This window comes from Caulobacter sp. RHG1, assembly GCF_013181195.1.
In the GTDB taxonomy this organism is placed as follows: Bacteria; Pseudomonadota; Alphaproteobacteria; order Caulobacterales; family Caulobacteraceae; genus Caulobacter.
Genome location: NZ_SMZP01000012.1, coordinates 1 through 23,097, shown reverse-complemented (window position 1 = coordinate 23,097; position 23,097 = coordinate 1). Strand labels below are relative to the sequence as shown.

At 67.1% G+C, this 23,097-nt stretch carries 29 protein-coding genes; 16 read left to right on the top strand and 13 right to left on the bottom strand.

Annotation, left to right across the window (positions count from 1 at the left end):
* Positions 1 to 263 precede the first annotated feature (263 nt).
* The 4 genes from E1H18_RS25640 (at position 264) to E1H18_RS25630 (ending at position 6,194) form a co-directional block, all read left to right on the top strand.
* Entirely contained in the window at positions 264 to 656 is a 393-nt protein-coding gene (locus tag E1H18_RS25640) for a helix-turn-helix domain-containing protein (protein WP_099504407.1), read from the top strand.
* 204 nt (positions 657 to 860) lie between these two features.
* Complete coding sequence (locus E1H18_RS27035; RefSeq protein WP_241736212.1) at positions 861 to 1,622, top strand: ImuA family protein; 762 nt, start codon at positions 861 to 863, stop codon at positions 1,620 to 1,622.
* A complete protein-coding gene (locus E1H18_RS25635; RefSeq protein WP_255501142.1) occupies positions 1,585 to 3,060 on the top strand; it encodes a DNA polymerase Y family protein in 1,476 nt (491 codons plus the stop codon). Before E1H18_RS27035 ends, E1H18_RS25635 begins: the two co-directional genes overlap by 38 nt.
* Positions 3,057 to 6,194: an error-prone DNA polymerase gene (locus E1H18_RS25630; RefSeq protein ID WP_172274893.1), complete on the top strand. Its 3,138-nt coding sequence runs from the start codon at positions 3,057 to 3,059 to the stop codon at positions 6,192 to 6,194. The genes E1H18_RS25635 and E1H18_RS25630 overlap by 4 nt, the downstream gene beginning before the upstream one ends.
* A 17-nt stretch (positions 6,195 to 6,211) precedes the next feature.
* Here the strand turns inward: E1H18_RS25630 and E1H18_RS25625 are convergent, their stop codons facing one another.
* The gene (locus tag E1H18_RS25625; protein ID WP_172274891.1) at positions 6,212 to 6,526 is read right to left on the bottom strand and encodes a hypothetical protein; all 315 of its coding nucleotides are present in this window, start codon (positions 6,524 to 6,526) and stop codon (positions 6,212 to 6,214) included.
* An 87-nt stretch (positions 6,527 to 6,613) separates the two neighbouring features.
* Between E1H18_RS25625 and E1H18_RS25620 the strand changes: the two genes are divergently transcribed.
* Positions 6,614 to 6,910 carry a hypothetical protein gene (locus E1H18_RS25620; RefSeq protein ID WP_172274888.1) on the top strand — a complete coding sequence of 99 codons (297 nt, stop codon included), beginning with the start codon at positions 6,614 to 6,616 and terminating at the stop codon, positions 6,908 to 6,910.
* Here E1H18_RS25620 and E1H18_RS25615 read toward each other — a convergent pair.
* Complete coding sequence (locus tag E1H18_RS25615) at positions 6,907 to 7,176, bottom strand: hypothetical protein (RefSeq protein WP_172274886.1); 270 nt, start codon at positions 7,174 to 7,176, stop codon at positions 6,907 to 6,909. The genes E1H18_RS25620 and E1H18_RS25615 overlap by 4 nt on opposite strands.
* Positions 7,177 to 7,371: 195 nt before the next feature.
* Here E1H18_RS25615 and E1H18_RS25610 point away from each other — a divergent pair, with 195 nt between their 5' ends.
* The 3 genes from E1H18_RS25610 (at position 7,372) to E1H18_RS25605 (ending at position 8,501) form a co-directional block, all read left to right on the top strand.
* Positions 7,372 to 7,926 (top strand): exodeoxyribonuclease III, encoded by a 555-nt coding sequence (locus E1H18_RS25610; RefSeq protein WP_241736211.1) that lies wholly within the window; start codon positions 7,372 to 7,374, stop codon positions 7,924 to 7,926.
* Positions 7,927 to 8,013: 87 nt separating this feature from the next.
* Entirely contained in the window at positions 8,014 to 8,145 is a 132-nt protein-coding gene (locus tag E1H18_RS27150; RefSeq protein ID WP_255501141.1) for a hypothetical protein, read from the top strand.
* Entirely contained in the window at positions 8,142 to 8,501 is a 360-nt protein-coding gene (locus tag E1H18_RS25605) for a hypothetical protein (RefSeq protein WP_172274883.1), read from the top strand. The genes E1H18_RS27150 and E1H18_RS25605 overlap by 4 nt, the downstream gene beginning before the upstream one ends.
* 106 nt (positions 8,502 to 8,607) lie before the next feature.
* Here the strand turns inward: E1H18_RS25605 and E1H18_RS25600 are convergent, their stop codons facing one another.
* The 7 genes from E1H18_RS25600 to merC form a co-directional block, all read right to left on the bottom strand.
* Complete coding sequence (locus E1H18_RS25600; RefSeq protein WP_172274881.1) at positions 8,608 to 10,029, bottom strand: IS1182 family transposase; 1,422 nt, start codon at positions 10,027 to 10,029, stop codon at positions 8,608 to 8,610.
* A gap of 143 nt (positions 10,030 to 10,172) precedes the next feature.
* Positions 10,173 to 11,516, bottom strand: coding sequence for an NAD(P)/FAD-dependent oxidoreductase (locus E1H18_RS25595; protein WP_172274878.1), 1,344 nt, complete (start codon positions 11,514 to 11,516; stop codon positions 10,173 to 10,175).
* Positions 11,501 to 12,280, bottom strand: coding sequence for an alkylmercury lyase family protein (locus tag E1H18_RS25590; protein ID WP_172274875.1), 780 nt, complete (start codon positions 12,278 to 12,280; stop codon positions 11,501 to 11,503). Before E1H18_RS25590 ends, E1H18_RS25595 begins: the two co-directional genes overlap by 16 nt.
* A 34-nt stretch (positions 12,281 to 12,314) precedes the next feature.
* Entirely contained in the window at positions 12,315 to 13,955 is a 1,641-nt protein-coding gene (gene merA / locus E1H18_RS25585; protein WP_172274872.1) for a mercury(II) reductase, read from the bottom strand.
* Between the two features lie 12 nt (positions 13,956 to 13,967).
* Positions 13,968 to 14,246, bottom strand: coding sequence for a mercury resistance system periplasmic binding protein MerP (merP, locus tag E1H18_RS25580; protein WP_172274869.1), 279 nt, complete (start codon positions 14,244 to 14,246; stop codon positions 13,968 to 13,970).
* A gap of 12 nt (positions 14,247 to 14,258) precedes the next feature.
* Positions 14,259 to 14,609, bottom strand: a complete 351-nt coding sequence (merT, locus tag E1H18_RS25575) for a mercuric ion transporter MerT (RefSeq protein WP_172274866.1) — start codon at positions 14,607 to 14,609, stop codon at positions 14,259 to 14,261.
* Between the two features lie 34 nt (positions 14,610 to 14,643).
* A complete protein-coding gene (gene merC / locus E1H18_RS25570; protein ID WP_172274863.1) occupies positions 14,644 to 15,069 on the bottom strand; it encodes an organomercurial transporter MerC in 426 nt (141 codons plus the stop codon).
* A gap of 141 nt (positions 15,070 to 15,210) precedes the next feature.
* Here merC and E1H18_RS25565 point away from each other — a divergent pair, with 141 nt between their 5' ends.
* Positions 15,211 to 15,612 carry a helix-turn-helix domain-containing protein gene (locus E1H18_RS25565; protein ID WP_172274861.1) on the top strand — a complete coding sequence of 134 codons (402 nt, stop codon included), beginning with the start codon at positions 15,211 to 15,213 and terminating at the stop codon, positions 15,610 to 15,612.
* A gap of 80 nt (positions 15,613 to 15,692) precedes the next feature.
* Here the strand turns inward: E1H18_RS25565 and E1H18_RS25560 are convergent, their stop codons facing one another.
* The 3 genes from E1H18_RS25560 to E1H18_RS25550 all read right to left on the bottom strand — a co-directional run bounded on the left by E1H18_RS25560 (position 15,693) and on the right by E1H18_RS25550 (position 16,691).
* Positions 15,693 to 16,055 carry a hypothetical protein gene (locus E1H18_RS25560; protein WP_172274856.1) on the bottom strand — a complete coding sequence of 121 codons (363 nt, stop codon included), beginning with the start codon at positions 16,053 to 16,055 and terminating at the stop codon, positions 15,693 to 15,695.
* Positions 16,056 to 16,200: 145 nt separating this feature from the next.
* On the bottom strand, positions 16,201 to 16,386 hold the full coding sequence (locus tag E1H18_RS25555) for a DUF3606 domain-containing protein (protein WP_172274854.1): 186 nt from the start codon (positions 16,384 to 16,386) through the stop codon (positions 16,201 to 16,203).
* A 62-nt stretch (positions 16,387 to 16,448) separates the two neighbouring features.
* On the bottom strand, positions 16,449 to 16,691 hold the full coding sequence (locus tag E1H18_RS25550) for a helix-turn-helix transcriptional regulator (RefSeq protein WP_241736210.1): 243 nt from the start codon (positions 16,689 to 16,691) through the stop codon (positions 16,449 to 16,451).
* Positions 16,692 to 16,791: 100 nt separating this feature from the next.
* Between E1H18_RS25550 and E1H18_RS25545 the strand changes: the two genes are divergently transcribed.
* The 5 genes from E1H18_RS25545 to E1H18_RS26430 all read left to right on the top strand — a co-directional run bounded on the left by E1H18_RS25545 (position 16,792) and on the right by E1H18_RS26430 (position 19,493).
* On the top strand, positions 16,792 to 17,286 hold the full coding sequence (locus E1H18_RS25545) for a hypothetical protein (protein WP_172274851.1): 495 nt from the start codon (positions 16,792 to 16,794) through the stop codon (positions 17,284 to 17,286).
* 5 nt (positions 17,287 to 17,291) lie between these two features.
* On the top strand, positions 17,292 to 17,741 hold the full coding sequence (locus tag E1H18_RS25540) for a hypothetical protein (RefSeq protein WP_370526600.1): 450 nt from the start codon (positions 17,292 to 17,294) through the stop codon (positions 17,739 to 17,741).
* Positions 17,742 to 18,018: 277 nt separating this feature from the next.
* Positions 18,019 to 18,297, top strand: coding sequence for a DUF3768 domain-containing protein (locus E1H18_RS25535; RefSeq protein ID WP_172274845.1), 279 nt, complete (start codon positions 18,019 to 18,021; stop codon positions 18,295 to 18,297).
* Between the two features lie 78 nt (positions 18,298 to 18,375).
* Positions 18,376 to 18,567, top strand: a complete 192-nt coding sequence (locus E1H18_RS25530; RefSeq protein ID WP_101714475.1) for a hypothetical protein — start codon at positions 18,376 to 18,378, stop codon at positions 18,565 to 18,567.
* Positions 18,567 to 19,493 carry a Fic family protein gene (locus E1H18_RS26430; RefSeq protein ID WP_194248201.1) on the top strand — a complete coding sequence of 309 codons (927 nt, stop codon included), beginning with the start codon at positions 18,567 to 18,569 and terminating at the stop codon, positions 19,491 to 19,493. Before E1H18_RS25530 ends, E1H18_RS26430 begins: the two co-directional genes overlap by 1 nt.
* 191 nt (positions 19,494 to 19,684) lie before the next feature.
* Here E1H18_RS26430 and E1H18_RS25520 read toward each other — a convergent pair whose 3' ends face one another.
* Complete coding sequence (locus E1H18_RS25520) at positions 19,685 to 19,906, bottom strand: hypothetical protein (protein WP_172274843.1); 222 nt, start codon at positions 19,904 to 19,906, stop codon at positions 19,685 to 19,687.
* Between the two features lie 366 nt (positions 19,907 to 20,272).
* Between E1H18_RS25520 and E1H18_RS25515 the strand changes: the two genes are divergently transcribed.
* The gene (locus tag E1H18_RS25515; protein ID WP_172274841.1) at positions 20,273 to 22,261 is read left to right on the top strand and encodes a ParB/RepB/Spo0J family partition protein; all 1,989 of its coding nucleotides are present in this window, start codon (positions 20,273 to 20,275) and stop codon (positions 22,259 to 22,261) included.
* A 438-nt stretch (positions 22,262 to 22,699) separates the two neighbouring features.
* Positions 22,700 to 22,999 (top strand): ArdC-like ssDNA-binding domain-containing protein, encoded by a 300-nt coding sequence (locus E1H18_RS25510; protein ID WP_172274839.1) that lies wholly within the window; start codon positions 22,700 to 22,702, stop codon positions 22,997 to 22,999.
* Positions 23,000 to 23,097 lie beyond the last annotated feature (98 nt).

Below are 23,097 nucleotides of genomic sequence, written 5' to 3'. Positions count from 1 at the left end.
CCCAGATACTCCAACGCCACGAACGGGCGCACGCTGTTGGGCGCGCTTTCATAAGACACCGCGCCTTGACTCGTCGGCATCTTGCTTCCTCTAGTGGCTAGAGGATCAAGCGTTTTCTTTACTCGGCTGAGCCCGGCGGAAATCAGCTATCGAAATGCAGCGCAAGAGCCCGAAACCATCGTTCGATGGGGCGGCGTCGCCCGAAAGATTTCGTTCGCCGCTGTGGAACCAGGGCCTATTCGTATGAACAAGGAGCCCTCTAGATGACCCTCTCCATCGGCCTGTTGGCCAAGGCCGCCGACGTCAAGGTCCCGACCATCCGCTTTTACGAGGAGATTGGCTTGCTCCCCGAGCCGAGGCGCGCGGCCAACGACCGTCGGGTTTATGACGCCGACGCCGTCCGACGTTTGGCGTTCATTCGCCACGCGCGGCAGCTCGGCTTCTCAGTCGAGGCGATCCGCAACCTGCTGGATCTGGCAGACAACCCTGAACGCCCGTGCGGCGAGGCTAACGCCCTGGCCTCCCGGCAACTTCAAGATGTCGAGACTAAGATCGCCCAGTTGGAAACGCTGCGCAGCGAACTGCGGCGCATGGTGACCGCGACCTGTGACGGCCGGGCTGCCGACTGCCGGGTGATTGAGGCTTTGGCCGGATAGATGGCCGACCTTCCTGCGCTCGGCGGTATCGGCTTTGGCTGACCAGCAGGCGCTGCTACGCCTGCGACAAAAAATATCTGAATCGGCACAAGCCCTTACGTTTTCGCATGAATCGTAGAGCTTGGGCGTCAAACACGGACGCACCCGGCGTTGACTCATAAATCGGGATGAGAACAAAGATAGAACTTCTTAGTTTTGGTTCACATGTCCCTCCCGCGCTCACCCGCCGCGCTCGACGCGCTCAGACGTCAGGTTCGCCTGATCGAGCTGGCCGACAGCGCCAGCGGCCGGGTCCTGCCTTTCGGCGTGGAGGCGATCGATGAGCGGTTGCCCGGTCAAGGTCTGGCAATGGGCGCGCTGCACGAAGTCGCCGGCGGGGCCGAGGGCGCGCTGCATGGCGCCGCCGCAGCAAGCTTCGCGGCCGGGATCCTCGCGCGGGCGGATGGCCCGGTGCTCTGGTGTCTTCGTCAGCGCGATCTCTTCGCGCCGGCCCTGGCGCAGGCGGGTCTGCCCCCCAAGCGCGTCATCTTCGCCGAAGCCGGCGACGAGGCGGCCATCCTGGGGGCGATGGAGGAGGGGCTGAAGTATCGCGGTCTGGCCGGCGTGGTCGGCGAGGTCGCCAAACTGTCGATGACAGCGTCCCGCCGTCTTCAGCTCGCGGCCGAGAAGAGCGGCCAGATGGCGATCGCCATCCGACGATGGCGACGGATCGCCGATGCGGCCGATCTTGGTCAGCCGACGGCGGCCACCACCCGGTGGAGAGTGTCGGCTCTCCCCTCCTCCCCCCTGCCAACCGCCGGCGTCGGCCGGGCCCGCTGGCTCCTGGAACTCATGCGTTGCCGCGCTGGCGAAGCTTTCGACATCGAGATTGAAGCCTGTGACGCCAAGGGTCATCTCCGTCTTCCTACCGCAGTGGCCGACCGATCGGTTGCGCCGCAGCCTGGGCAAGAGCGCGCCGCCGCCTGACGTTCCCGTCGTCATGGTCGGACGGGTGGGGCGTCGCCGCGCCGTGGCGAGCCTCAACACCGCAGCGGCGGAAGCCGGCGTTCGACTTGGCCAGGCCGTTGCCCATGCCACCGCCATGGTCCCAGGCTTGGTGCTCCACGACCTGGACGCGGACGGTGACGCGGCCGCGCTCCATCGCTTGGCGCTCTGGGCCCAGCGTCTCTACTCGCCCGTCGCGTCTCCCGATGCACCCGATGGATTGGTCATTGACGCCACCGGCGCTGCGCACCTGCGCGGCGGCGAGGAGAAGATGCTGATCGACATCCGCAGTCGGCTCGAGAAGGTGGGGCTGCAGTCTCACGTCGCCATCGCCGACACCTGGGGCGCGGCCCATGCCGTGGCGCGCTATAGCCGCCGTGCCATCTACGTTGTCGATCCTAGCGTTATCGGAAGGGTGATCTCGGACCTGCCAGTCGCGGCGCTGCGTCTTCCGGCCTCCACGGTCGAGGCGCTCGGGCGATTGGGGTTCGACACCATCGGTGAGCTGGAGGCCACGCCCAAAGGGCCCCTGGCCCACCGTGTCGGCTACGCCCCGGTGCGGCGTCTGGACCAGGCCTTCGGTCGCCACGCCGAGCCGATCGAGCCGGTCATGGCGCCAGAAACTCTGACCGCGCGCCGGGCTTTCGCCGAGCCGATCGGCGCGCCCGAAACGATGGCGCGATACGTCACCCAATTGGTCGCCGAGCTTTGCGCCGCGTTGGAGGCTGTCAGCCTCGGGGCCCGGCGTCTGGACGCCTATTTCGTGCGGGTCGACAATCGGACCGAGACGGCAAGGATCGCCATGGCCTCTCCGACCCGGGACGCCAGGCGCTTGGCGCGACTGCTCTGCGAGAGGCTCGAGTACGTCGATCCCGGCTTTGGCGTGGAGAAGATCATCCTCGCCGCGCCTGGCGCGGAGTCTCTGGTTTTCAAGCAAACCGACAGCCTGGGCGACAGCGACGCGCCCACCGACCTGTCGGCCCTGGTGGACACCCTGACCAATCGCCTGGGCGCTGGCCAAGTCTATCGCTTGGCGTCGGCCGAAAGCGATCTGCCCGAGCGATCAGTGCGCGCCGCGCCCGCGCTAGACGCGGTGGAGGAGTTTTCCTGGCCTCTGGATTGGCCCCGGCCCACCCGGCTCTTCGCCCGGCCAGAACCGGTGGAGACCGTGGCTCTGTTGCCCGACGCGCCGCCGGCCGCCTTCACCTGGCGCGGCGTTCGCCGGCGCGTTCGTTGCGCCGATGGCCCTGAGCGGGTGTTTGGCGAATGGTGGAAGGCCGACGCCGAATTGGCCCGCTCGCGCGACTACTACCAGGTCGAGGACGACTCTGGAGAACGCTTCTGGCTCTATCGTGACGGTGACGGCGAGGATCCGGCGACCGGCACGCAGCGCTGGTTTATCGCGGGGATCTTCGCATGAGCGCGACTTACGTCGAGCTGCAATGCGCTTCGCATTTCTCGCTCTTGCGCGGAGCGTCCTCGCCGGGCGAGCTTTTCGACCAGGCCGCGGCCCTGGGCTACGAGGCGCTGGCGGTCTGCGATCGCAACAGCCTGGCCGGCATCGTTCGCGCGCATATCGGGGCCAAGGCCACGGGGGTTCGGCTGATCGTCGGCTGCGAGCTGGCGCTTCGCGACGGCATGACCCTGGTGGTGCTGCCGACCGACCGGCCCGCCTATTCGCGGCTCTGCAGATTGCTGTCCCTGGGCAAGCACCGCGCCGGCAAGGGCGAGTGCGACCTGGACCTGCACGACGTGGCCGCCCATGCCGAGGGTCTGATCGCCATTCTCATCCCCGACAAGGCCGACGATCTTTGCGCCCTGCAGCTGAAGAAGGTGGCCGCAGTCTTCGGGGCCAACGCCCACTTGGCCCTGACCCTGCGCCGGCGTCCCGGCGACGCCTTGCGGCTTCATCGTCTCGACCAGATCGCCCGGGCCGCCGGTGTGACGCCGGTTGTCACCAACCGAGTGCTCTTCCATGAGCCCTCGCGCCGGATGCTGCAGGACGTCGTCACGTGCATTCGTGAGGGCACGACGATCGACGATGTTGGCTTCAAGCGTGACCGCCACGCCGATCGCTATCTGAAGGCGCCGGCCGAGATCGAGCGCCTGTTCGCCAAGCACCTGGACGCGGTGGCGGCAACGACTTCGATCGCCGCTCGCTGCCGGTTCAATCTCGACGAGCTGAGCTACCAGTATCCCAGCGAGGTCAACGAGGGGCGCTCGCCCCAGGAGACCCTAGAGCGTCAAACCTGGGAGGGCGCGGCCGAGCGCTATCCGGACGGGGTGCCGCCCGAGGTTCGCGCGACCTTGAACCATGAGCTGAAGCTGATCGGGATCATGGGCTATGCGCCCTATTTCCTGACGGTCAATTCGATCGTCCGCTTCGCGCGGTCCCAGGACATCCTCTGCCAAGGTCGCGGCTCGGCCGCCAATTCGGCGGTCTGCTATGTGCTGGGCATTACCTCGATCGACCCTGAGCGCAACGACCTGCTGTTCGAGCGCTTCGTCAGCCAGGAGCGTAACGAGCCGCCGGACATCGACGTGGATTTCGAGCATGCGCGCCGCGAGACGGTGATGCAGTGGATCTTCGACACCTACGGGCGCCATCGCTGCGCGCTGGTCGCCGTCGTCCAGCGCTTTCGCCCGCGCGGGGCGGTGCGCGACGTGGGCAAGGTGTTGGGCTTGCCCGAGGACATGACCAAGGCCCTGTCGAGCCAGGTGTGGAGCTTCTCGCGCGAGGAGATCGAGGAAAAGCACGCCGCCGACCTTGGCATGGACCTGTCCGACCGTCGGCTGCGCCTGACTCTGGAGCTGGCTCAGCAGCTGCTCAACACCCCGCGCCACTTTAGCCAGCATCCCGGCGGCTTCGTCCTGACCGAGGACCGCCTAGACGAGCTGGTGCCGATCGAGCCGGCGGCCATGGAAAACCGCCAGATCATCGAGTGGGATAAGGACGACATCGACGAGCTGAAGTTCATGAAGGTCGATGTACTGGCCTTGGGCATGCTGACCTGCCTGCAGAAGGGTTTGGCGCTGATCGCGCAGCACAAGGGCGTCCATCTCCAGCTGGCCACCATTCCGCCGGAGGATCCGCGCACCTACGCGATGATCCGCAAGGCCGACACCCTGGGCGTCTTCCAGATTGAAAGCCGGGCCCAGATGGCGATGTTGCCGCGCATCAAGCCGCGCAGCTTCTACGACCTGGTGATCGAGGTGGCGATCGTGCGGCCCGGCCCGATCCAGGGCGACATGGTCCACCCCTATCTTCGGCGGCGCGAGGGCCTAGAGCCGGTCAGCTATCCCACCCCCGAGCTGGAGAAGGTGCTGGGCAAGACCCTGGGCGTGCCGCTCTTCCAGGAGCAGGCCATGCGCGTGGCGATCGAATGCGCCGGGTTCACGCCGGGCGAAGCCGATCAGCTGCGCCGCGCGATGGCGACTTTCAAAATGACCGGCGGGGTCACGCACTTTCGCGACAAGCTGGTCGGCGGCATGGTCGAGCGAGGCTACGATCTGGAGTACGCCGAAAAGACCTTCTCCCAGCTTGAAGGGTTCGGATCCTACGGCTTTCCGGAAAGCCATGCGGCCAGCTTCGCGCTGCTGGCCTACGCCTCCTCCTGGCTCAAGTGCCACCACCCCGACGCCTTTTGCGCGGCGCTCCTGAACTCCCAGCCGATGGGCTTCTACGGGGTCTCGCAGATCGTGCGCGACGCAGTCGAGCATGGCGTCGAGATTAGGCCCGTGTGCGTCAATCGCTCGCGATGGGACTGCACCCTTGAGCCGGCCAGCCGGGACGGTCGCCTAGCCGTTCGCCTGGGCCTGAGGATGATCAAGGGCGTGGTGGACGAGGAGGCCGCGACCCTGGTGGCCGCGCGCGGTGACCAGCCCTACACCTCGATCGACGACCTCTGGCGCCGGTCAGGGCTGAAGCCGGGGATGCTTGGGAAGCTCGCCGAAGCCGACGCCTTTCTGCCAAGCCTACGCCTGCACCGACGCGAAGCGATGTGGGCGATCAAGGCGCTGCGCGACACCGCCCTGCCCTTGTTCGATCAGCCGGAGGCCAGCGAACTCAACGAGCCAGCGCCGCAGCTGAAGGCCATGACCGAGGGGCGCGAGATCGTCGAGGACTACGGCAATCTTGGCCTGTCGCTTCGCCGGCATCCCTTGGCGCTGCTTCGGTCGGATCTCACCCGCCAGCGCCGCGCGCCCTGCCGATCGGTCAGCGCGGGCCGCGATGGTCACTTCATCCAGACCGCCGGCCTGGTGCTGGTGCGCCAGCGGCCGGGATCGGCCAAGGGCGTGATGTTCATCACCATCGAAGACGAGAGCGGCGTGGCCAATCTGGTCATTTGGCCAACGCTCTACGAGAAGCAGCGCCGGGTGATCTTGGGCGCCAGCCTGCTTGGCGTCGATGGGCGGATCCAGCGCGAAGGCGATGTGGTCCACCTTGTCGCATATAAGGTCCATGACCTGGGCGACATCCTGGCGACCCTGCAGTCGCAATCGGGTGATCAAGGCGGCATGCAATGGGCCCGCAAGAGCCGGAATTTCTGCTGATCGCGACTGCCGGGGAGCTACTCGTCGCGCGCCGGCATCGGCGGCCGCAGCTTTTCGAAGAGATCCTGGTGCTCCTCGCCCCGGGTCGAGCGGGCCACGTTCAGGCGCACGTAGAGACCTTCGGCGCCGTGAGCACGGACGGCCAAATCCCAGTCGCGCATAGCATCGAGCAGGCTGTTGACCGCCCCGCAGCCCATCACCTGGGGCGCAGACCCGCGCCAGCGGACATAGGCGAAGTTGCCCGCCGCCGAGGGCAGCTCGGCGGGGTCTTCGACGAGCTTAAAGCGGTAGGTCGCGCCAGATGCGCCGGCAAGATCGAGGGTTTGCTTCACGGGGCGATAATAGGCGCCGGCTTGAAAAAACTCACGCCTTCTACCGCACTGACGTCGCGTTAAGCGTTGCTTTGTAAGCGAGACGCCGTGCAGCCCGACCTCTCGACCTTTTTGCAGGCGGCCATGGACGTCGGCCTTGCCGACCGCCTGGCGGTGCTGCGTGATGACGTCGAGCGCGCGATCGACGACTTCCCGCCGGGCGGCGGCGGTTGGCGCGTTCGACTAGAGGGCCAACGCGCGCGCCTGCGAAGCCCCGATCTTGATCTGGTCGTGCGCCTGGTCGGCGTTCTTTGCGATGAGGAGCCGTCGCGACGGGCCCGGATCATCCCGGTGGCCCGGTCTCTGAAAGCGCAATTTCCCGCGCTGGCGAAGTTGGCCGGCTAGCGCGCGGTCTTCTTCAAAAGCGCCATAGCCTCCAGTCGCGCGCACGCGGCGTTGTGGGCCAGGGCGCTGTCGCGCGAGCGCAGATATTCGACCGCGAAGGCGGCCACGGCGGCGTCTAGCGCTTTGGTGAAGGCGATGCGGTGGCGCGAGGCGCAGTACGCCGCCTCCACCGAGAGGTCCTGGAACAGAAACCGCGCTTGGGACAGGGAGCCGCCGACGAGAGCGGCGATCTTCAGGACCTGGGCTTCGAAGCGGGCTTGGGTCACTGGGCTTGTCCTTTGCAGGGCCTCATCGTGGCCCATCGCATGTGCGCATGCTGCGACCTTAGCGGCTCTCGCGGCGGCGGCAAAGATCGAGCGAGGTCTGCATCCTTGAGCCAAAGCGCTGCTGCGGCGTTCAGGTCCGATGACCTTCCGCGACCATTCCTTTGGTGATCAGCAAGCCGTTGGGCCGGCGCGGCGATGAAAATCGCGACCTTCAACATCAACAACGTCGTTGGCCGGCTGGACAACCTGATCGACTGGCTGGCCCAGGAAGAGCCCGATGTGGTCTGCCTTCAAGAGCTGAAGGCCGAGCAAGGCGCGTTCCCGGCCCAGCCGTTGGAGCAGATGGGCTACCACGCCGCATGGTCTGGTGAGCGGACCTGGAACGGCGTGGCGATCTTGGCCCGGGGTGTCGAGCCGGTGGTGACCCGCACGCGGCTTCCGGGCGACACAGGCGACCGCCAGGCCCGCTATATCGAGGCGGCCGTGGGCGGGGTGCTGATCGCCAGTCTCTACCTGCCCAATGGCAATCCGGCGCCAGGTCCCAAGTTCGACTACAAGCTTGACTGGTTCGAGCGCTTCATCGACCACGCCGCCGACCTCATGGCCAGTGGGGCTCCGGTGGTGCTAGCCGGCGACTACAACGTCATCCCCACCGACGCCGACATCTACCCAAAGCATTCTTACGCCGGCAACGCGCTGCTTCGGCCCGAGAGCCGCGCGGCCTTTCAGCGTTTGCTTAGCCAGGGGTGAACCGACGCCTTGCGGGCGATGCACCCGGTGGGGCCGCTGTGGACCTTCTGGTCCTATCTTCGAAACCGCTGGGAGACTGATCACGGGATGCGACTGGATCACCTCTTGATATCGACGAGCTTGGTCGACGATCTGGTGGCCGGCGGCGTGGATCGCTGGGTGCGGGCAGAGGCGAACGCCAGTGATCATGCTCCAGCCTGGATCGTGATCGACCGATGAGCCAGACTTCCAAGACCCCAAGCGCCTATCCAACGACGCCCGATGGTCGCTACTTCGTGGTCAAGGGGCGGCTGTGGCGGCTGTCCAATCCCGGGCTGGATCCGCATGTTCGCGAAAGCCTAGTCAAGGCGCTGATGGACGCTCGACGCGAGGTGGGAGCGGCGGGGCGGCACGACGATGAAGAGGGCAAGGCGCTGGCGCGGTCCAGGGTGGATGAAGCCAAGCGAGGACTCGGCGAGCGAGTGCCTGTCTGGTGGTCGGACGGCGCGCCTGATTTCAATCGTCGGCTTGTGAAGAACACGCCCTATGCGCAGTGGTTCGAGGCCTTGAGCCAGACGGGGGAGGCCTCCCCCTGAGCTTGAGCCACAAGGTTCAATCTACCCCCTCTGCGGGGACACCCCCAGGCTGTGCCAAAACTCGGCGGCACAGAGCACCGGCGACTGCAGCGAAGCGCCGTGCGGCTCAGGCCGCTGGCGTTAGACGCTCCGCACCGAAGGCGTTCACCGCGTGGAGGATGTTGAAAGCCAAGATCGAGAGCGCGGCCTCCGCTTTCACCGCTCTGAGCCCTCGTGTGAGGAATCTGCCGCCGCCCGACATTCGCTTAATCGTGCCGAACGGGTGCTCAACAGTACATCGGCGCGTCACCATCAAGCTCGGATCGGCGTAGATCCTAGCCTCCATCCGATCGAGGGCCGCCTGATCGAAAAGTCGATGGATCGTCCTCTGGGCGCCGGGCGTGCATCGGGATTTCAGTCGACAGTCCTTGCACGTGGACGTTCGGTATCGGATGGCGCGGTTGCGCGTGTGCTTGCCCGACGGCCTCAGGGTCTCGCCGGCCGGACATCGGATGGTGTCGGACACTTCATCGTAGGTAAACTGGATCGGCCGGAAGAAGTCGGAGCTCATCGCGCCACGCTTGATCGGCGCAGCCACCTCGATGTTGTCACGCTCACATTCGGCGACAGCCTGGGCGTTCGAGTAGCCGCCATCGGCCAGGATTTTGAGCCGGTCGATCTCCAACACCTCCATCGCCGCCAGCGACATGGGGTGAAGGAGTTGGCTGTCGTTCGCCTCGTTGGCGACGTCGTGATGAATGATCAGTCCGCTGTCGACATCGACGACGCTTTGCATGTTGTACGCAGGGAACTTGGGCGCGCGGCCGTAGCCCATAGGCTTGGCGTCAGGCTCGCCGAAAACGAGCACCTTCTCATCGCGATCCGCCAAAACCTGCTGGCGGCGCACAAGACGATCCTTTCGGCGGCGCAGAGCGGCGATTGCATCCGTAAACGCCTGGCGGTGCTTCGGCTGATCGTCGAAGCCCTTGGCCGACGCCTCGTCCATGATGTCGAGCCGGTCCAGGTAGTAGCCGATCTCCTTTTCCGTGTGCGCCAGGTCGCGCGCAAGCCGATCTGCGCCGGCGATATTCTTGGAGCTGGCGACCGCGCGCATCTTGGTCCCATCCAGCGCGACGAGACGGCCGCTGATCAGGCCGGCTTCCCTGCAGAACTGAATAAAGGCGGCGCTCGAAGCGATGATGGCTTCCGGGTTGTCGTGCCGGAAGGCGGCGATCGTGCGGTAGTCTGGGGCCAATCGGCGGAGCAACCAGAGCGCTTCAAGGTCGCGAGTGCATGCGCGTTCCAGATGGCGCGAGGATCGGAGCTGGTTGAGATAGCCCCAGATATAGAGCCTGAGCATGTCGCCCGGGCGGTAACCAGGACGGCCGGTGGACGCGGCGACGGTGCGGCCAAAACCCAGTTCAGTCAGGTCGAGACTGGCGACGAACGCATCGACGATGCGCACGAGCGCGTCCGGGGCGACATAATCGTCGAGGCAAGGCGGAAGCAGGCTGGCCTGACCGCGTTCTGTTCCTTCGATAAAGCTCACGAACACCTCAGGGCAGGCCTTAATCAGGTGTAGATTCTAGTAGTGTTCGCGCCTCTCGGACAGACGTAGTCACAGTCTTGCGTTCGTACACTGAGATTTTCCTACATCGGCCGAGGGCCTTCAGTCTAAGGCATTGGCGAGCGCTACAGCATGTAACCCAGGTCCGATGCGCCGGTCGGATAGGCGAACATGGTGGAGCGAAGGTCGGCGGCGGTCAGGCCGTGGCGGATCGCCAGGCCGAAGAGGTTGATCACCTCGTCGGCGCCCGGCCCCACAAGATGCGCGCCGAGGACCAGGTCACTGTGCTCCTCGATCAGCACCTTGTGGCCGTAGACCCGCTCGGCCAAGCGGCGGGCGGTGAACCAGTCCGGCGTCGAGGCGGCGTTGATGCGGAACACCAGCCCGCGGCGACGGGCCTCCGCCTCCGAGAGTCCGACTGCGGCGATCGGCGGCACGGTGAAGGCAACGCTCGGGACCCCGCGATAGTCCGGCTTGCGCGACGTGCCGTCCAACAGGTTGGCGGCCACCACCCTGGCGTCGTGGCTGGAGACCGGCGTCAGGGGCGGCCCGACGCCGGCCGCGTCGCCAGCGGCATAGACCCGCGGGTTGGAGACGCTTTGCAGATGGTCGTTTAGCTGCATGCGGCCGTCGCGCACGGTGACCTGGCCCGCCGCGAGGTCCAATGCGTCGAGGTCGGGCCCGCGGCCTGCGGCGTGCACCACCAGTTCGGCCGGGACAGCGAGGTCCGGCGCGCCCGGACGGCTGGCATGGACTAGCAGGCCGCCCTGGACCGGCTCGACACGGGTGACCGTAGCGCCGGTCTCGACGGCGATGCGGAGTTCATGGAAGCGCGGCATGAGCCAGCCGACCAGGTCGGGATCGAAATTCGGCAGCAGCCGCGCAGGCCGTTGCAGGATGGTGACCTCGGCCCCGGCGCGCGCCGCCAGGTGCGAGAATTCGGCGGCGACGTAGCCGCCGCCGATCAGCACGATCCGGCGCGGGAGGCGTTCAAGCTCCATGAAGGTGTCGCTCGTGACGACCAGTCCCTCGCCCGGGATGCCAAGCGGGATCGGCCGCGCCCCGGTAGCGATCAGCACGTGGCGGGCCTGCAAGGTCCGGCCGTCCACCTCGATCGTGTCTGGGGCGGCGAAGCGGGCGAGCCCGTGGACGGCGTCGACGCCCAACTCGGCGTAGCGATGTTCTTGTTTGGCGGGAATGGGATCGGTGAAGGTCCGCTTGAACCCCATCAGGCCGGGCCAGTCGATCGCTAGGGCGCCTTCGACGCCATGCCCGGCCATGCGCCTGGCCGCGTCGATCGCTTCCTCGCCGCTTACCAGCATCTTCTTGGGATCGCAGCCGCGGAGCGCGCACGTGCCGCCGAACGGCCGGTGATCGATCACGGCGACGGACCAGCCGGCGGCGCGGACCTTCGCAACGGCAACCTGGGCCGCCGTGCCGCTGCCGATGACGATCAGGTCGTAGGCCATGGCCGCAACTCCATCCGCATCGGCGCGAAGATCGCGCGGCCGACCTCCAGCGCTTCGGACAGGCTCAGGCGCACCCCGTCCTGACCGGCGGCCAGGCTGTTCGTGCGCCAGGTCTCCAGGTGAGCGTCATCGCAGAAGAAGGCCTGCAGGGTGCAGAGCGAAGACGCCGCGCAACCGGCGGCGTAGCGATGGCCGGACCAGACGACGATCCCCGAAGGCTCGACCTGATCCAGTTGGCGGCCGTGGCTCCGTGTGTGGATGGCGAGCGCACGGGCGCACTGACGGCACGCCGAGCGGACGGTGATGTCGCGCTCCAGCATCGCCCCGACGCCGAGCGCGTCGATGGCGCACATGGCGCCCACGGAGAGCCCGCCGGTCTCGACGTGATGCTCAGTCGGACCATCGGTGAACGGATAGGCGCCGCCTATCCGGCCGGCAACGTTGAGAATGAGGAGGTCGCGCCCGGCCAGACGCCGCAGCACGCTGTCGGTCTCAGCGATGGCGAGTCCGGCCCCGGCGGCGACGTCCGCGGCCTCCGGAGCGTGCCCGCTCATGGCGTAGGCGCTCAGGACGATGCCGTGGATTCGGCTCTCGGTCTCATCCAGCCCATCCCACTTGGGGCCGATGAAGGCCTCGACGACGGCCCTCAGGGCGTTTTGGGCCTGTGGTGTCGTGACCGCTCCCCAGTCTGGGATGATCACGCCGCCTCGAAACTCGACGGCGGGCCATCCGGTGGCTTCAGCGTGTGAGGTGGGCGTCGTCATCACGCGCGCTCCGCTCGCCACCCAAACTGAACCTTCAACCGGCGCAGCAGGAAAGCTGTTTCACATCCTTGGAGAAGGTCTGGGCCGCGAGCTTCAGGCCTTCCACCATGGTCAGATAGGGGAACAGCTGGTCGCCCAGCTCGCCGACGGTCATGCGCGCCCGGATGGCGAGCGCGGCCGTCTGGATGATCTCGCCCGCCTCCGGCGTCACCGCCTGGACGCCAATGAGCCGGCCGCTACCAGCTTCGGCGACCAGCTTGATGAAGCCGCGGGTGTCAAAGTTGGCGAGCGCGCGCGGGACGTTGTCCAAGGTCAGGAGCCGGCTGTCGGTCTCGATCCCGGCGCGGTGGGCCTCCGCCTCGCTGAGCCCGACCGTGGCGACCTGCGGATCGCTGAACACGACCGCCGGCATCGTGGCCAGGTCCAAGGCGGCCTCACCGCCGGTCATGTTGATCGCCGCCCGGGTTCCGGCCGCCGCCGCGACATAGACGAACTGAGGCTGGTCTGTGCAGTCGCCGGCGGCGTAGATGTGCGGCGTGCTGCTGCGCATGGCCGTGTCGATCACGACGCCGCCCTGCGCGTTGACGGCGACGCCGGCCGCCTCCAGGACAAGCGTCCGGGTGTTGGGCGCCCGGCCCGTCGCGACGAGCAGCTTGTCCACGCGCAGTTCGCCCTGGCCGGTGGCGAGGACGAACTCGCCATCGGCGTAGGCGACCTTGCTCGCCTGGGTGTGCTCCAGCACCTCGATGCCCTCGGCGCGGAAGGCGGCCGTGACCGCCTCGCCGATGGCCGGGTCCTCACGGAAGAACAGGGTATGGCGCGCCAGGATCGTCACCTTGCTGCCGAGCCGAGCGAAGGCCTGGGCCAGTTCGACAGCGACGACCGATGAGCCGATCACCGCTAGGCGCGATGGGAGGGTCTCGCTCTCAAGGGCCTCCGTCGAGGTCCAGTACGGCGTATCCGACAACCCCAGAATGGGCGGCTCGGCCGGGCTGGCGCCGGTGGCGATTAGGCAGCGTTCGAAGGTCACATGTTGCTCGACCCCGTCGGACTGGCGCACGAGCAGGCTGTGGGCGTCCGCGAAGCGGGCCTCGCCGCGCAGCACCGTGATGGACGGGGTGTCGGCCAGGATGGTCTCGTATTTCGCCTGCCGCAGCTCATCGACGCGCGCCTGCTGCTGGGCCAGCAGCTGCTCGCGCAGGATCGCTGGCGTACAGGCCCCGATCCCGTCATCGAACGGGCTTTCGCGACGTAGATGGGCGATATGCGCCGCGCGGATCATGATCTTGGACGGCACGCAGCCGACGTTGACGCAGGTTCCGCCAATGACGCCGCGCTCGACAAGGGTGACCTTCGCGCCCTGCTCGACGGCTTTCAGCGCCGCCGCCATCGCCGCGCCGCCGCTGCCGATGACGGCGATGTGCAGCGGGACGCCGCCGGCGCCGCGTTGCGCGCCGCCCGCGTCGGCGACCGAGGCGCGATAGCCGAGCGTCGCGACCGTGGCCGCAAGGGCCTCGGAGCTAACCCCCGCATCGGCCGCGATCTCCGCGCGCGCCTTCAGATAGGAGACGGCGGCCGAGCGCACGCCTGGGACGCGCTCCAACGCCTCCCTCACGTGCGTGGCGCACGAGTCGCAGGTCATTCCGTCAATGCGCAGGGCGATCGCGGCGGTCACGGGGCAGGCTCCTCAGCGCTTCACGGTGGACGGGTAGCCCGCGCCCGCCGTCGCCTTGGTCAGGGCGGCGACCGTGGTCTTGGCGTCATCGTAGGAGACGACGGCCTCGCGCTTTTCGAAGCTGACCTCGGTTTTCTCGACGCCGTCGACCTTGGCAAGCGCCGTCTTGACGGTTATCGGGCAGGCCGCGCAGGTCATGCCGGGCACCGCCAGGGTGACCGTCTTCGTCGCGGCCCACGCGGGCGAGCTGAGCGCGCCCATCAGGGCGATCAGGGAGACGAGCGTCTTCATGGGGACTTCCTTTCAGTAGAACAGGGGCAGGACGTAGGGGAACGCCAGCGCGACAAGGACGAGCGCTGCGACCGCCCAGAAGATGACCTTGTAGGTGGTCCTGACCGTGGGCACGGCGCAGACTTCGCCGGGCTCGCAGGCGCGGGCCGGGCGAAAGATTCGGCGGTAGGCGAAGACCATGGCGATCAGCGCTGCGCCGATGAACAACGGACGATACGGTTCCAGCGCGGTCAGGTTGCCGATCCAGGCGCCGCTGAACCCGAGGGCGACCAAGACGAGCGGGCCGAGGCAACAGGTCGATGCCAGAATGGCGGCTACGCCTCCTAGCGCCAACGCACTGCGGCCGCTTTTGGGTTCTGACAAGTCGACTCTCCTTCCGATCAACTCCGCCATCACGTTAGGAAACAGCCCTTTCGCGGGGTGGCGCGGGCGCATTGCGAGGCGGTGCAGCGAGATCCCAGATCGCGACGACCACCATCAAGGTCAGTCCGGGATAGAGGAGCCACGCCGTCGGCCAACCGCGGGTGGCCATGAGCAAAGCCGCCGCCAGCACCAAGATCGGCCCGATGACGCTCAGCGCCATTCGCGGCCACCGGCGATGGCGAAGTCCGCCGACCACGTTGGCGACGAGGGCGATCACGGCGAACAGCGGCAGGAGGTAACGAATAAAGACGCCTTCGTACTGGCTCAGAAACCCGAGGCCCAGCGCGGCGCCAAGGCTCGCAAGAGCCGGGAAGCACGCCGCGCAGCCCATGGCGGTGACGATCGAGCCGATGACGCCCGCCTTGTCGGCCGCGCGGGTGAGGGGATTCTGGATGGGCATCGCAATAGCCTCGGCGACTTCGTGGAACCGTCAGAGCGACGCTACAATCAGGACTGCAGCTTGCCCGTGGGGGCTGAGGATCACTACATACGATCTGTAGCGACTACAGACTCAAGCCCAAAATTGAGAGGCGCGAACAGCATGGCGGATACCGCGATTCCGATTGGCGAACTGTCCCGGCGCACGGGCTGCAACATCGAAACGATCCGCTACTACGAGCGGATCGGCCTGATGCCGGCCCCGCCCCGGCGGGGCCGCTACCGGAGCTATGGCGCGGACGACGTGGGCCGCCTCGGCTTCGTGCGACGGGCCCGCGAGCTGGGCTTCACGCTGGACGAGGTGCGCGCCCTGCTGGGCCTTGCAGGCGGCGGGCACGCGTCCTGCGCCGAGGTGCGCAACCTCGCCGCATCGCATCTGAAAGACGTGCGCACGCGCATCGCCGACCTGAAGCGGATGGAGCGGGTGCTGGCCGACTCGGTGCGGGCTTGCGACGCGGGGCAGGATCCAGGCTGTCCGCTGATCGAGGCGCTCCGCGCCGCCTGAGCGGCTGCGATATGATCGTGGCGGCTGCGACTTTTAGCACAGCCTGCCCCGCAACGCCCCGTGCGTGATTGAAGCGACGCCTAGTCGCCGTCCGGCGCCCCGAAGAGCCTGACGACCAGGATCGCCTTTGGGTCACCGTCGTCGGCCAGTTCGAGCAGTTGGGGATAGCGGCGCTGCGGCGAGAAGATATCCAGGTCCGCCTCGTAGACGTCCGACCAATCTTCGATGTCGCCGGGCATGATCACGCGCATGTCCGGATCGAACCGTTGCAGCTGGCCGATCAGCGCGCCGACGCTCAGCGGGCCGTACGGCGAGCCGGCCCCCTCCCCTGTCGTCGAGCGACGCAGGTAGGCGACCAGACGCCGCAGCCGGCCAAGGATGGGGCGCTTGGCCTTGATCGGCGCGCCGGCGCGCAGGGCGATCGTGGTCATCGCGAGCTGCACAGGGGTGCTCCCGCGCCTGGCCGTGTTCCATCGCCCAGGGCCTCCACGGCAGTGGCGCTAAAGAGCGTCACCGCCGCAAGCGAGATCATCAAAGCGTGTTGGGGGCGGCCCGGCCGCGGGTGTTGAGCGGACCGCCCGGGCATGGTCAGTGCGCGCCGCGTTGCAGGTAGGCCTGCACGGCGTCAGCGCCATTGCCGGCCGCCTTGACCGCCCGCTCGAGTTCATCGCGCGAGACGCCGAACTTGTCGCTCCAATAGCGGACCTCATAGTCCTCGCTCAGGCTGATCTTGGAGGCGTCTTGCGGGCCGGTCTTGGTCTTGTCGTCGGACATGGAAATCTCCTTTCCACCCCAACCGGCGCCAGCGACTCCGGGTTCCCCTCGCGGGCGTCAGGTCAGGCTTTCAGCCGCAGCCCTGGTCCGCCGTGATCGCCCGCTTCCAGGAAGACGACGCCGGCGACGTCCAACGCCGCGCGAACAGCTTCGACGTTGGCGGCCGCCCGCTGGGCGGTTCCGATCCTCGGGTCCTCCATGCGCCGGATGCTCATCAACGACAGGCCGGCAGCCTCCGCCAACTGGGGCTGGCTCCAGTCCAGCAGCGCCCGCGCCGCCCTGATCTGCCCGGCGGTCAGCAGCATAGGGAGAACATAAAATGTTCAGTACGGAGCATTTAAAGTTGTCCAAGCTATCGTGGGCGTGGTAGCAATTTGTTCTTAAGTGAACAGATGAGTTCAAGCCATGGCCTCACGTCGCAAGGCGGGAGACGCGGTCGCGCGCCTGCCTGCCCTCTCCCGCCGCGCCATCCTCGTCGGCGTCTCCGCCACTCCCGTTCTCGCCGCAGCGCCGAGCGGCGCGCCGGTCGATCCGATCATCGCGATCAGCCAGCATTGGCTAAAGGTCGACGCGGAGCGAAACCGTCTGATGCTGGCCTGGGGCCAGTTGGAAGGCCGGTTCATGAAGTCCGATGGCTGGGGCGAGCTGTCGACGCAGGAGCGCACGGCGATCCGTGAGGGCGGACGGCTTGGCGAAATCAGCGCTCGGCTAGACCAGCTTGAGGCCGAAAGCGAAACGATCCTGGACACCTTGCCGACGGCGGCGGCCACCAGCGTCGAGGGCGTCGTCGCCAATCTGATGATCGTGATGACCCTGCTCTATCCGGACGATCACGAGATGACCCACGGCATGGTCAAACGGGCGATCGCCGACATCAAGGCGCTGGCGGGTCTGGATTGATGGGTGTGCGCCCGAACCGTCCGAGTCCTGACCGCCAGCTGGCGCGCGTCTTCCTTCGCAACGCCGGCGGCTTCTTCCGAAGCGGCGACGCGACCGGCGCGCTCTATCCCGACCATGCGCTCTACGATTTCGCGATCGCCATCGAGCTTTCGCTCAAGGCCTTCCTGCTGTGGCGGGGCCTGACCGACGACTGGAACCGTCGTCACATCCGCCACGACCTGCGCAAGGCGCTCCGCTGCGCCCGTCGCGCGGGCTTGCGCGACATCCCTGCCGATCTGGAAGCGATCGCCCAGGTCCTTGGCCCCGCCTATCAGCGCCACGCCATCCAGAGCCAGGCCGAGCAGCTCTTGGCGCTTATCAACGTCCCGGCCGCCTGCGAGACCGTGCGCCAGCTCCTGGAGCTGGTCGGGACGATCGTCGTGGCGGAGGCCTCGTCGGCCACGGATCCTCATTGAGGCGTGGCTAAGGGGCCTGGCCCCTCGCGCGCGGAAGACCGGCCTTGGGGTGTCCCCCACCTTCCGCCGGTGGCGTGCAGGTCGGGCGATCCCCCTCCCCTCCCCCGGTCGTCCCCTTGCTACCCCCGCCTCGCCGGCGGGCAGGGGTTGATGCGCAAGGCATCCAACCCTTGGAGACCCAGATGACCCAGCTCTTTTCCACCGACGCCGAACGCACCGCCGAGACCGCCCGTCTCAACGATCTGGCCCGCAAGGCGCCGCGCACGGTCAATGCCTCGTGGCTGGCGACGGGGGCGCGGCGGCGCTGCTGGCCGAGGGCGGGGTCGAAGAGGATCGCGGCCAGGCCCTGGCCTTGGCGCTGGCCCGGTACGCATCGTTCGACGAGGGCGGCGACCCCTATGGCGAGCGCGACTTTGGGGTGCTGGAGCTATGGGGCGAGCGACTGTTTTGGAAGATCGACTACTATCACCCCGACCGTGACGAGCACTCGCCGGTCAAGTGGAGCACGGAGCTGACCCGGCGCGTTGTGACCATCATGCTGGCCAGCGAATATTGACCCGGACGGGCCAGTCCCCCGGACTGGCCCCCTCCCCTCCCCGATGCTATATTGAGCGGTGTTCGAAGGAGTTTCGCCATGGGCCGTTGGTCCTCATCCGATCCCGCAGACGTGGCTTGGCGCCGCGAGCAGATGAGCGCGAGCAACGACATCGAAGGCGTGCGCCGCGATCCCCAGGCCGACCAGCTGATGGCGCGCCTGGACGCGGAGGGCAAAACCCCGGCTCAGAAGCGTGACGCCCTGCGCGGTTACTTCGCCCAGAAGGCCTAGTGAGCGACCGCAAGGCGGCCGAGCGCGCCGCGTTCGAGCGCGTCTTCTACCCTGACAGCCGCGTTCTGGTGAACGAGCTTGGCTTGCGTGATGCAGCCTCGCTCGACGCCGCCGAGCGCCTCTTCACCGATACGCGGATCGAAGAAGGCATGCCCGCGCTCGCGGGCGAGCCGACCTATGCCGGGTTCAAGGCGATCCATCACCATCTCTTCCAGGACCTCTATGCGTGGGCCGGGCAAGAGCGGACCTATACGACGGGGCGCGGCCCCACCCCGTTCGCGCCGCCCGAGCAGATCGGGCCGTGGATGGAAAAGCAGTTTTCCGCCTTTCGCGCGGCCCGGGAGCTGAAGGGACTGGGCGCCGAAGCCTTCGCGGCCAAGTCGGCGGAGTTCATCACCGAGATCAACGCCGCCCATCCGTTCATCGAAGGCAATGGCCGCGTGCAGCGGGTGTGGCTCGGCGGCGTGGCCGAACGGGCGGGCTTTGAATTTGCGATCCGGCCCGAAGACCAGGCTGCCTGGTACGAGGCCTCGCGGATCGGCTTTGAGGCGGCCAACACCGCGCCGATGGCGCAGTTGATCCTGGCGCGGATCCAGACCCTGCAGCTGGCCGAAAACGGTCGCGGCCCTGAACGGGCCGCGCAGTTCTTGGCCATGAGCCGGGAGGCGGCGCTGGCCAGTGGCGACGGGAGCTTCCAGGCGGCCTGGGCGAACCTGGACAAGATCGCCGCCGTCATCGGATCGGCCATGGCCCATGACGCCGAGGCCCGAGCGCGGCTGCTGGACAAGGCCCGCCACCAGGTCGCCGAGCACCTGCGGGCCGGGCGGACGATCGTCGAGGTCTCCAAGGAGCAGGCCTGGCGAAACGCCGCCCACAATCAGGCCCCCTCCCCTACCGACCCCACTCTTGCCGAGAGGAACCGCTAGACTCGGCCTGGCCAGAAATCCACGGGGATGGCGGGCCGAGCGGCTCCCCCACAGAGCAAGCGAGGACCGCCAAGGCGGCAGCGACTTAAGCTGTCGCCGTGCGCGGTGGAGTTCTGGCCATCCAGAGCGCGGTGAGTTTGCATGTGCAAATCGATCAGGGCCGCGCTTCGCGCACGGCAAGCCGCGGCTTGCTAGCCGCCCTCGGCGGCGGGCCCTGAAATCGCGGCGCGCGGGATTTTCGCGATCAGGAGGCTGGAGCGCCAAACCTCCACCGCTTCGCCGCTGTCGTGATCCTTGAGCAGCTGAAGGGCGTGGCGCTTGGCCATCTCGTCGTCTTCGAAAACCGCAATGTCCATGAAGAGGGTCGCGCCGGCCTTCGAGTTTCCCAGAAAGGTGTAGGCGTTGTCCTGCATCGCTTGGTCGGTCCCCGTATTGTTGATGGCGCCCACCATTTGATGTCGGTTTGAGCGCGTTCAAGGCCGCTCCCAGCAGCTCCACCTACACATGTTTCGGCGTCTCGTTGCACGAAACTTCACCTTGGTAGCCACGCGTAGCGTGGCGGTTGGCTGAGGGGCGGTCGCCCCTCGCGCCCGGGGGATAAAGTCTGCGCTTCGCTACGACCGAACGGGGGGTGTCCCCGGCCTTCCTTCGCTTCGCTGCGTGCAGGCCGGGTGATCCCCCTCCCCCCGTCCGTCCCCCGGTTGCTACCCCCAGCCTCGCCGGCGGGCAGGGGTAGATGCGCAAAGCATCGACCCCAACCCCAAGACGGAGTTCAACCGATGACCGTTCGTGAAATCCAACTCTCCAAGCTGGTTCTGTCGCCCAACAACATGCGTCAGGGCGAAGTCGAAGTGGGCGATCTGGTGGCCGACATCGGCGCTACCAAGACGGTGCTGCAAAACCTGCGGGTCACCGCCCAGCAGAAGGACGGCAAGGCCACGGGCCTGTTCGAGGTCCATGTCGGCGGGCGACGCCTGAGGGCGCTGAGCGTCTTGGCCGCGCGCAAGGCCATCCCCCGCTCGTTCCTGGTGCCGTGCGTCGTCTGCCCTGACGAGGCGACCGCGCTTGAGGAGAGTATCGCTGAAAACGCCGTGCGACTGGCTCCGCATCCGGCCGACCAGTTCGCCGCCTTCCATGCCCTCAGCCAGACCGGCAAGACCGTCTCGGAGATCGCCGAGCGCTATTCGATCGCTCCCCGGATTGTGGAGCGGCGGCTTAAGCTGGCGACGGTCTCGCCGCGCCTCATGGCCCTCTTCCGCGCCGATGAAATCAACCTGGACCACATGGCGGCCTTCACCCTGACCGACGATCAGGCGGCCCAGGAAGCAGCCTATTTCGACTTCCCCGAACACGACCGTCAGGCCTACCGCGTCAAGCAGCGTATCGTCGGTGGGCGGGTCAGCAGCCAGAACAACGCCACAGCCAAGTTCGTCGGGCTGGACGCCTATCGCGCCGCTGGCGGCGAGGTCAGTCAGGACCTCTTCGCCCAGGTCGATGATGCAGGCTACATCACCGATCTGACCCTGCTGGAACGACTGGCCACCGATGCCCTTGAGGCGCAGGCCAAGACGTTGGAGCCGGAAGGCTGGTCCTGGGTGGAGACCACCCTTCGCTTCGACTACAGCCTGTCCCAGACTTTTGGGCGGGCCTACCCCACGGTCGCGCCTCTGACCCCCGAGGTTCTTTCCCAGATCGAGGCCCTGACCGCCGAGATGCGGGCGCTGGAGGAGGCCGAGGCCGAGACCGACGAAGCGGCCGAACGCATCAGCCAGATCGAGGATGAACTCTACGCGCTCGAAAGCTCAGGCGAGGAGGTCTATGCGCCCGAGGTCAAGGCGATCACCGGGGCCATCGTCACCATCGCCGACGACGGGTCGCTGCGGATCGAGCGGGGGTGCGCCAAGCCGGGGGCCGACACCAAGGCGTTGCGCAAGCTGGACGGCAAGGCCACGGAAGGCGGAAGCAGCGTCACGCGCGAGCGGACCAAGAAGCCCGTGGGCGCCCTGCCCGACAAACTGGTGCTGGACCTGACGGCTCACAGGACGGCGGCGCTTCGGGCCGCGCTGATCGAGCGTCATGACGTCGCCTTCGTGGCGGTCGTTCATTCGCTGCTGCTGCTCACCCACTACGGCGCGGGTCATCGCTCCTCGCCCGCCTCGACCATCGATCTTCGGGCCGACCTGTCGGCCAACCATCCGCGCAAGCACGCCGAAGGGTTCGAGGCCAGCCGGGCGGGCGAGGCGCTCAAGCGGGTCAAGGGCCAGATGACGCTGTTGCTGCCCGCCAGCCATGGCGACCTGTGGACCTTCCTCATGGGCCGCGAACCGGGCCAGCTCATGGAGCTTGTCGCCTATGCCGCCTCCCAGCTGGTCGATGCGGTCAAGCAGCCCTTCGAGAACGAGACGAGCGCGCGCCAAGTGGCGTCCGATCATCTGGCCAAGGCGCTGGACCTGGACATGGCCCAATGGTGGACCCCGACCGCGCAAGGCTACTTTGGCCGGATCTCCAAACCGTTGATCGTGGCCGCCGTCGAGGAAGCCACAACCGCCCAGGCGGCCGAGAACATCGCTGGCCTGAAGAAGCAGGAACTGGCGGCCGAAGCCGAGCGACGCTTGGACGGCAAGGGCTGGCTGCCGACCATCCTTCGCCCGCGTGAGATCGTCCAGGACGACGAAGCGATGGAGGGCCTGGGCTTTGACGGCGAAGGTGACGAGGACTTGGACGCCGCGCCTTGGGATGAGGATGAGGCGCCGATGGCGGCCGAATAGCCATAAAGCCAGAGCCGGGGCCTTGCGCCCCGGCCATCTTCCGGAGCGGGTTTGCACGTGCAAACCCGCTCCCGTGCGTTTGAGGTCAGGGGACAGTTTGCACGTGCAAACCCTGCCGATACGGCGCGGGCCTGCGGCCCGCCCTCCCCTCAAATTTGGTCGCTAAGGGGCTTTGCCCCTCGCGTGGGGGCGGTGAAGTCTTCGACCCGAGGCGAGGGTGTCCCCCACCTTCCTCCCTCTGGTCGTGCAGGTCGGGCGATCCCCCTCCCTCGCCTCGGCCGCCCCCTTGCTACCCCCGGCTCATTGGCGCCGGCCTAGCCGGTTGGATCGCAAAAGAAGCGAGCCAACCCAAGACGACAAGGGCAAGAAAACATCTTTATCTTCGGGTGTCGGAAAACATAAAGATGTATTCTTCAGCCTTAGAGACGGAGCCCGGACATGACCAAAGCCCCTACCTCCAAGAGCCGCAAGACCGCCGCCACCAAGGCCGCGCCGACCGAGCGTTTCGACGTCCACCAACATGTCACCGACCAGATCATCAAGGCCCTGGAAGCCGGAACCAAGCCTTGGGAGCAACCCTGGCGCTCGGCGGGCGGATCGCTGCGACCCCTGCGCTTCAACGGCGAGCCCTATCGCGGGATCAACGTCGTGATGCTGTGGGGCGCCAGCCAAGAGCGCGGCTTTGCCTCCCCCTACTGGATGACCTTTCAGCAGGCGTTGGAGCTGTGTGGGTTCTAACTGAAGTGCGACGAAGGGCCTGGGCAGGATGACGGGGAGGGGACCTCCTGTCACGTCAGGGTTTCAGGGCCTTGGCAGTCGGGCGACGGGCGGGCGCG

What these genes read in the sequence shown, in the direction of transcription:
- E1H18_RS25640 (WP_099504407.1), top strand. Translation starts at nt 264, where the DNA reads ATGACCCTCTCCATCGGCCTGTTGGCCAAGGCCGCCGACGTCAAGGTC.
- E1H18_RS27035 (WP_241736212.1), top strand. Translation starts at nt 861, where the DNA reads ATGTCCCTCCCGCGCTCACCCGCCGCGCTCGACGCGCTCAGACGTCAG.
- E1H18_RS25630 (WP_172274893.1), top strand. Translation starts at nt 3,057, where the DNA reads ATGAGCGCGACTTACGTCGAGCTGCAATGCGCTTCGCATTTCTCGCTC.
- E1H18_RS25610 (WP_241736211.1), top strand. Translation starts at nt 7,372, where the DNA reads ATGAAAATCGCGACCTTCAACATCAACAACGTCGTTGGCCGGCTGGAC.
- E1H18_RS27150 (WP_255501141.1), top strand. Translation starts at nt 8,014, where the DNA reads ATGCGACTGGATCACCTCTTGATATCGACGAGCTTGGTCGACGATCTG.
- E1H18_RS25605 (WP_172274883.1), top strand. Translation starts at nt 8,142, where the DNA reads ATGAGCCAGACTTCCAAGACCCCAAGCGCCTATCCAACGACGCCCGAT.
- E1H18_RS25595 (WP_172274878.1), bottom strand. Translation starts at nt 11,516, where the DNA reads ATGGCCTACGACCTGATCGTCATCGGCAGCGGCACGGCGGCCCAGGTT.
- E1H18_RS25590 (WP_172274875.1), bottom strand. Translation starts at nt 12,280, where the DNA reads ATGACGACGCCCACCTCACACGCTGAAGCCACCGGATGGCCCGCCGTC.
- merP (WP_172274869.1), bottom strand. Translation starts at nt 14,246, where the DNA reads ATGAAGACGCTCGTCTCCCTGATCGCCCTGATGGGCGCGCTCAGCTCG.
- merC (WP_172274863.1), bottom strand. Translation starts at nt 15,069, where the DNA reads ATGCCCATCCAGAATCCCCTCACCCGCGCGGCCGACAAGGCGGGCGTC.
- E1H18_RS25565 (WP_172274861.1), top strand. Translation starts at nt 15,211, where the DNA reads ATGGCGGATACCGCGATTCCGATTGGCGAACTGTCCCGGCGCACGGGC.
- E1H18_RS25555 (WP_172274854.1), bottom strand. Translation starts at nt 16,386, where the DNA reads ATGTCCGACGACAAGACCAAGACCGGCCCGCAAGACGCCTCCAAGATC.
- E1H18_RS25550 (WP_241736210.1), bottom strand. Translation starts at nt 16,691, where the DNA reads ATGCTGCTGACCGCCGGGCAGATCAGGGCGGCGCGGGCGCTGCTGGAC.
- E1H18_RS25545 (WP_172274851.1), top strand. Translation starts at nt 16,792, where the DNA reads ATGGCCTCACGTCGCAAGGCGGGAGACGCGGTCGCGCGCCTGCCTGCC.
- E1H18_RS25530 (WP_101714475.1), top strand. Translation starts at nt 18,376, where the DNA reads ATGGGCCGTTGGTCCTCATCCGATCCCGCAGACGTGGCTTGGCGCCGC.
- E1H18_RS25520 (WP_172274843.1), bottom strand. Translation starts at nt 19,906, where the DNA reads ATGCAGGACAACGCCTACACCTTTCTGGGAAACTCGAAGGCCGGCGCG.
- E1H18_RS25515 (WP_172274841.1), top strand. Translation starts at nt 20,273, where the DNA reads ATGACCGTTCGTGAAATCCAACTCTCCAAGCTGGTTCTGTCGCCCAAC.
- E1H18_RS25510 (WP_172274839.1), top strand. Translation starts at nt 22,700, where the DNA reads ATGACCAAAGCCCCTACCTCCAAGAGCCGCAAGACCGCCGCCACCAAG.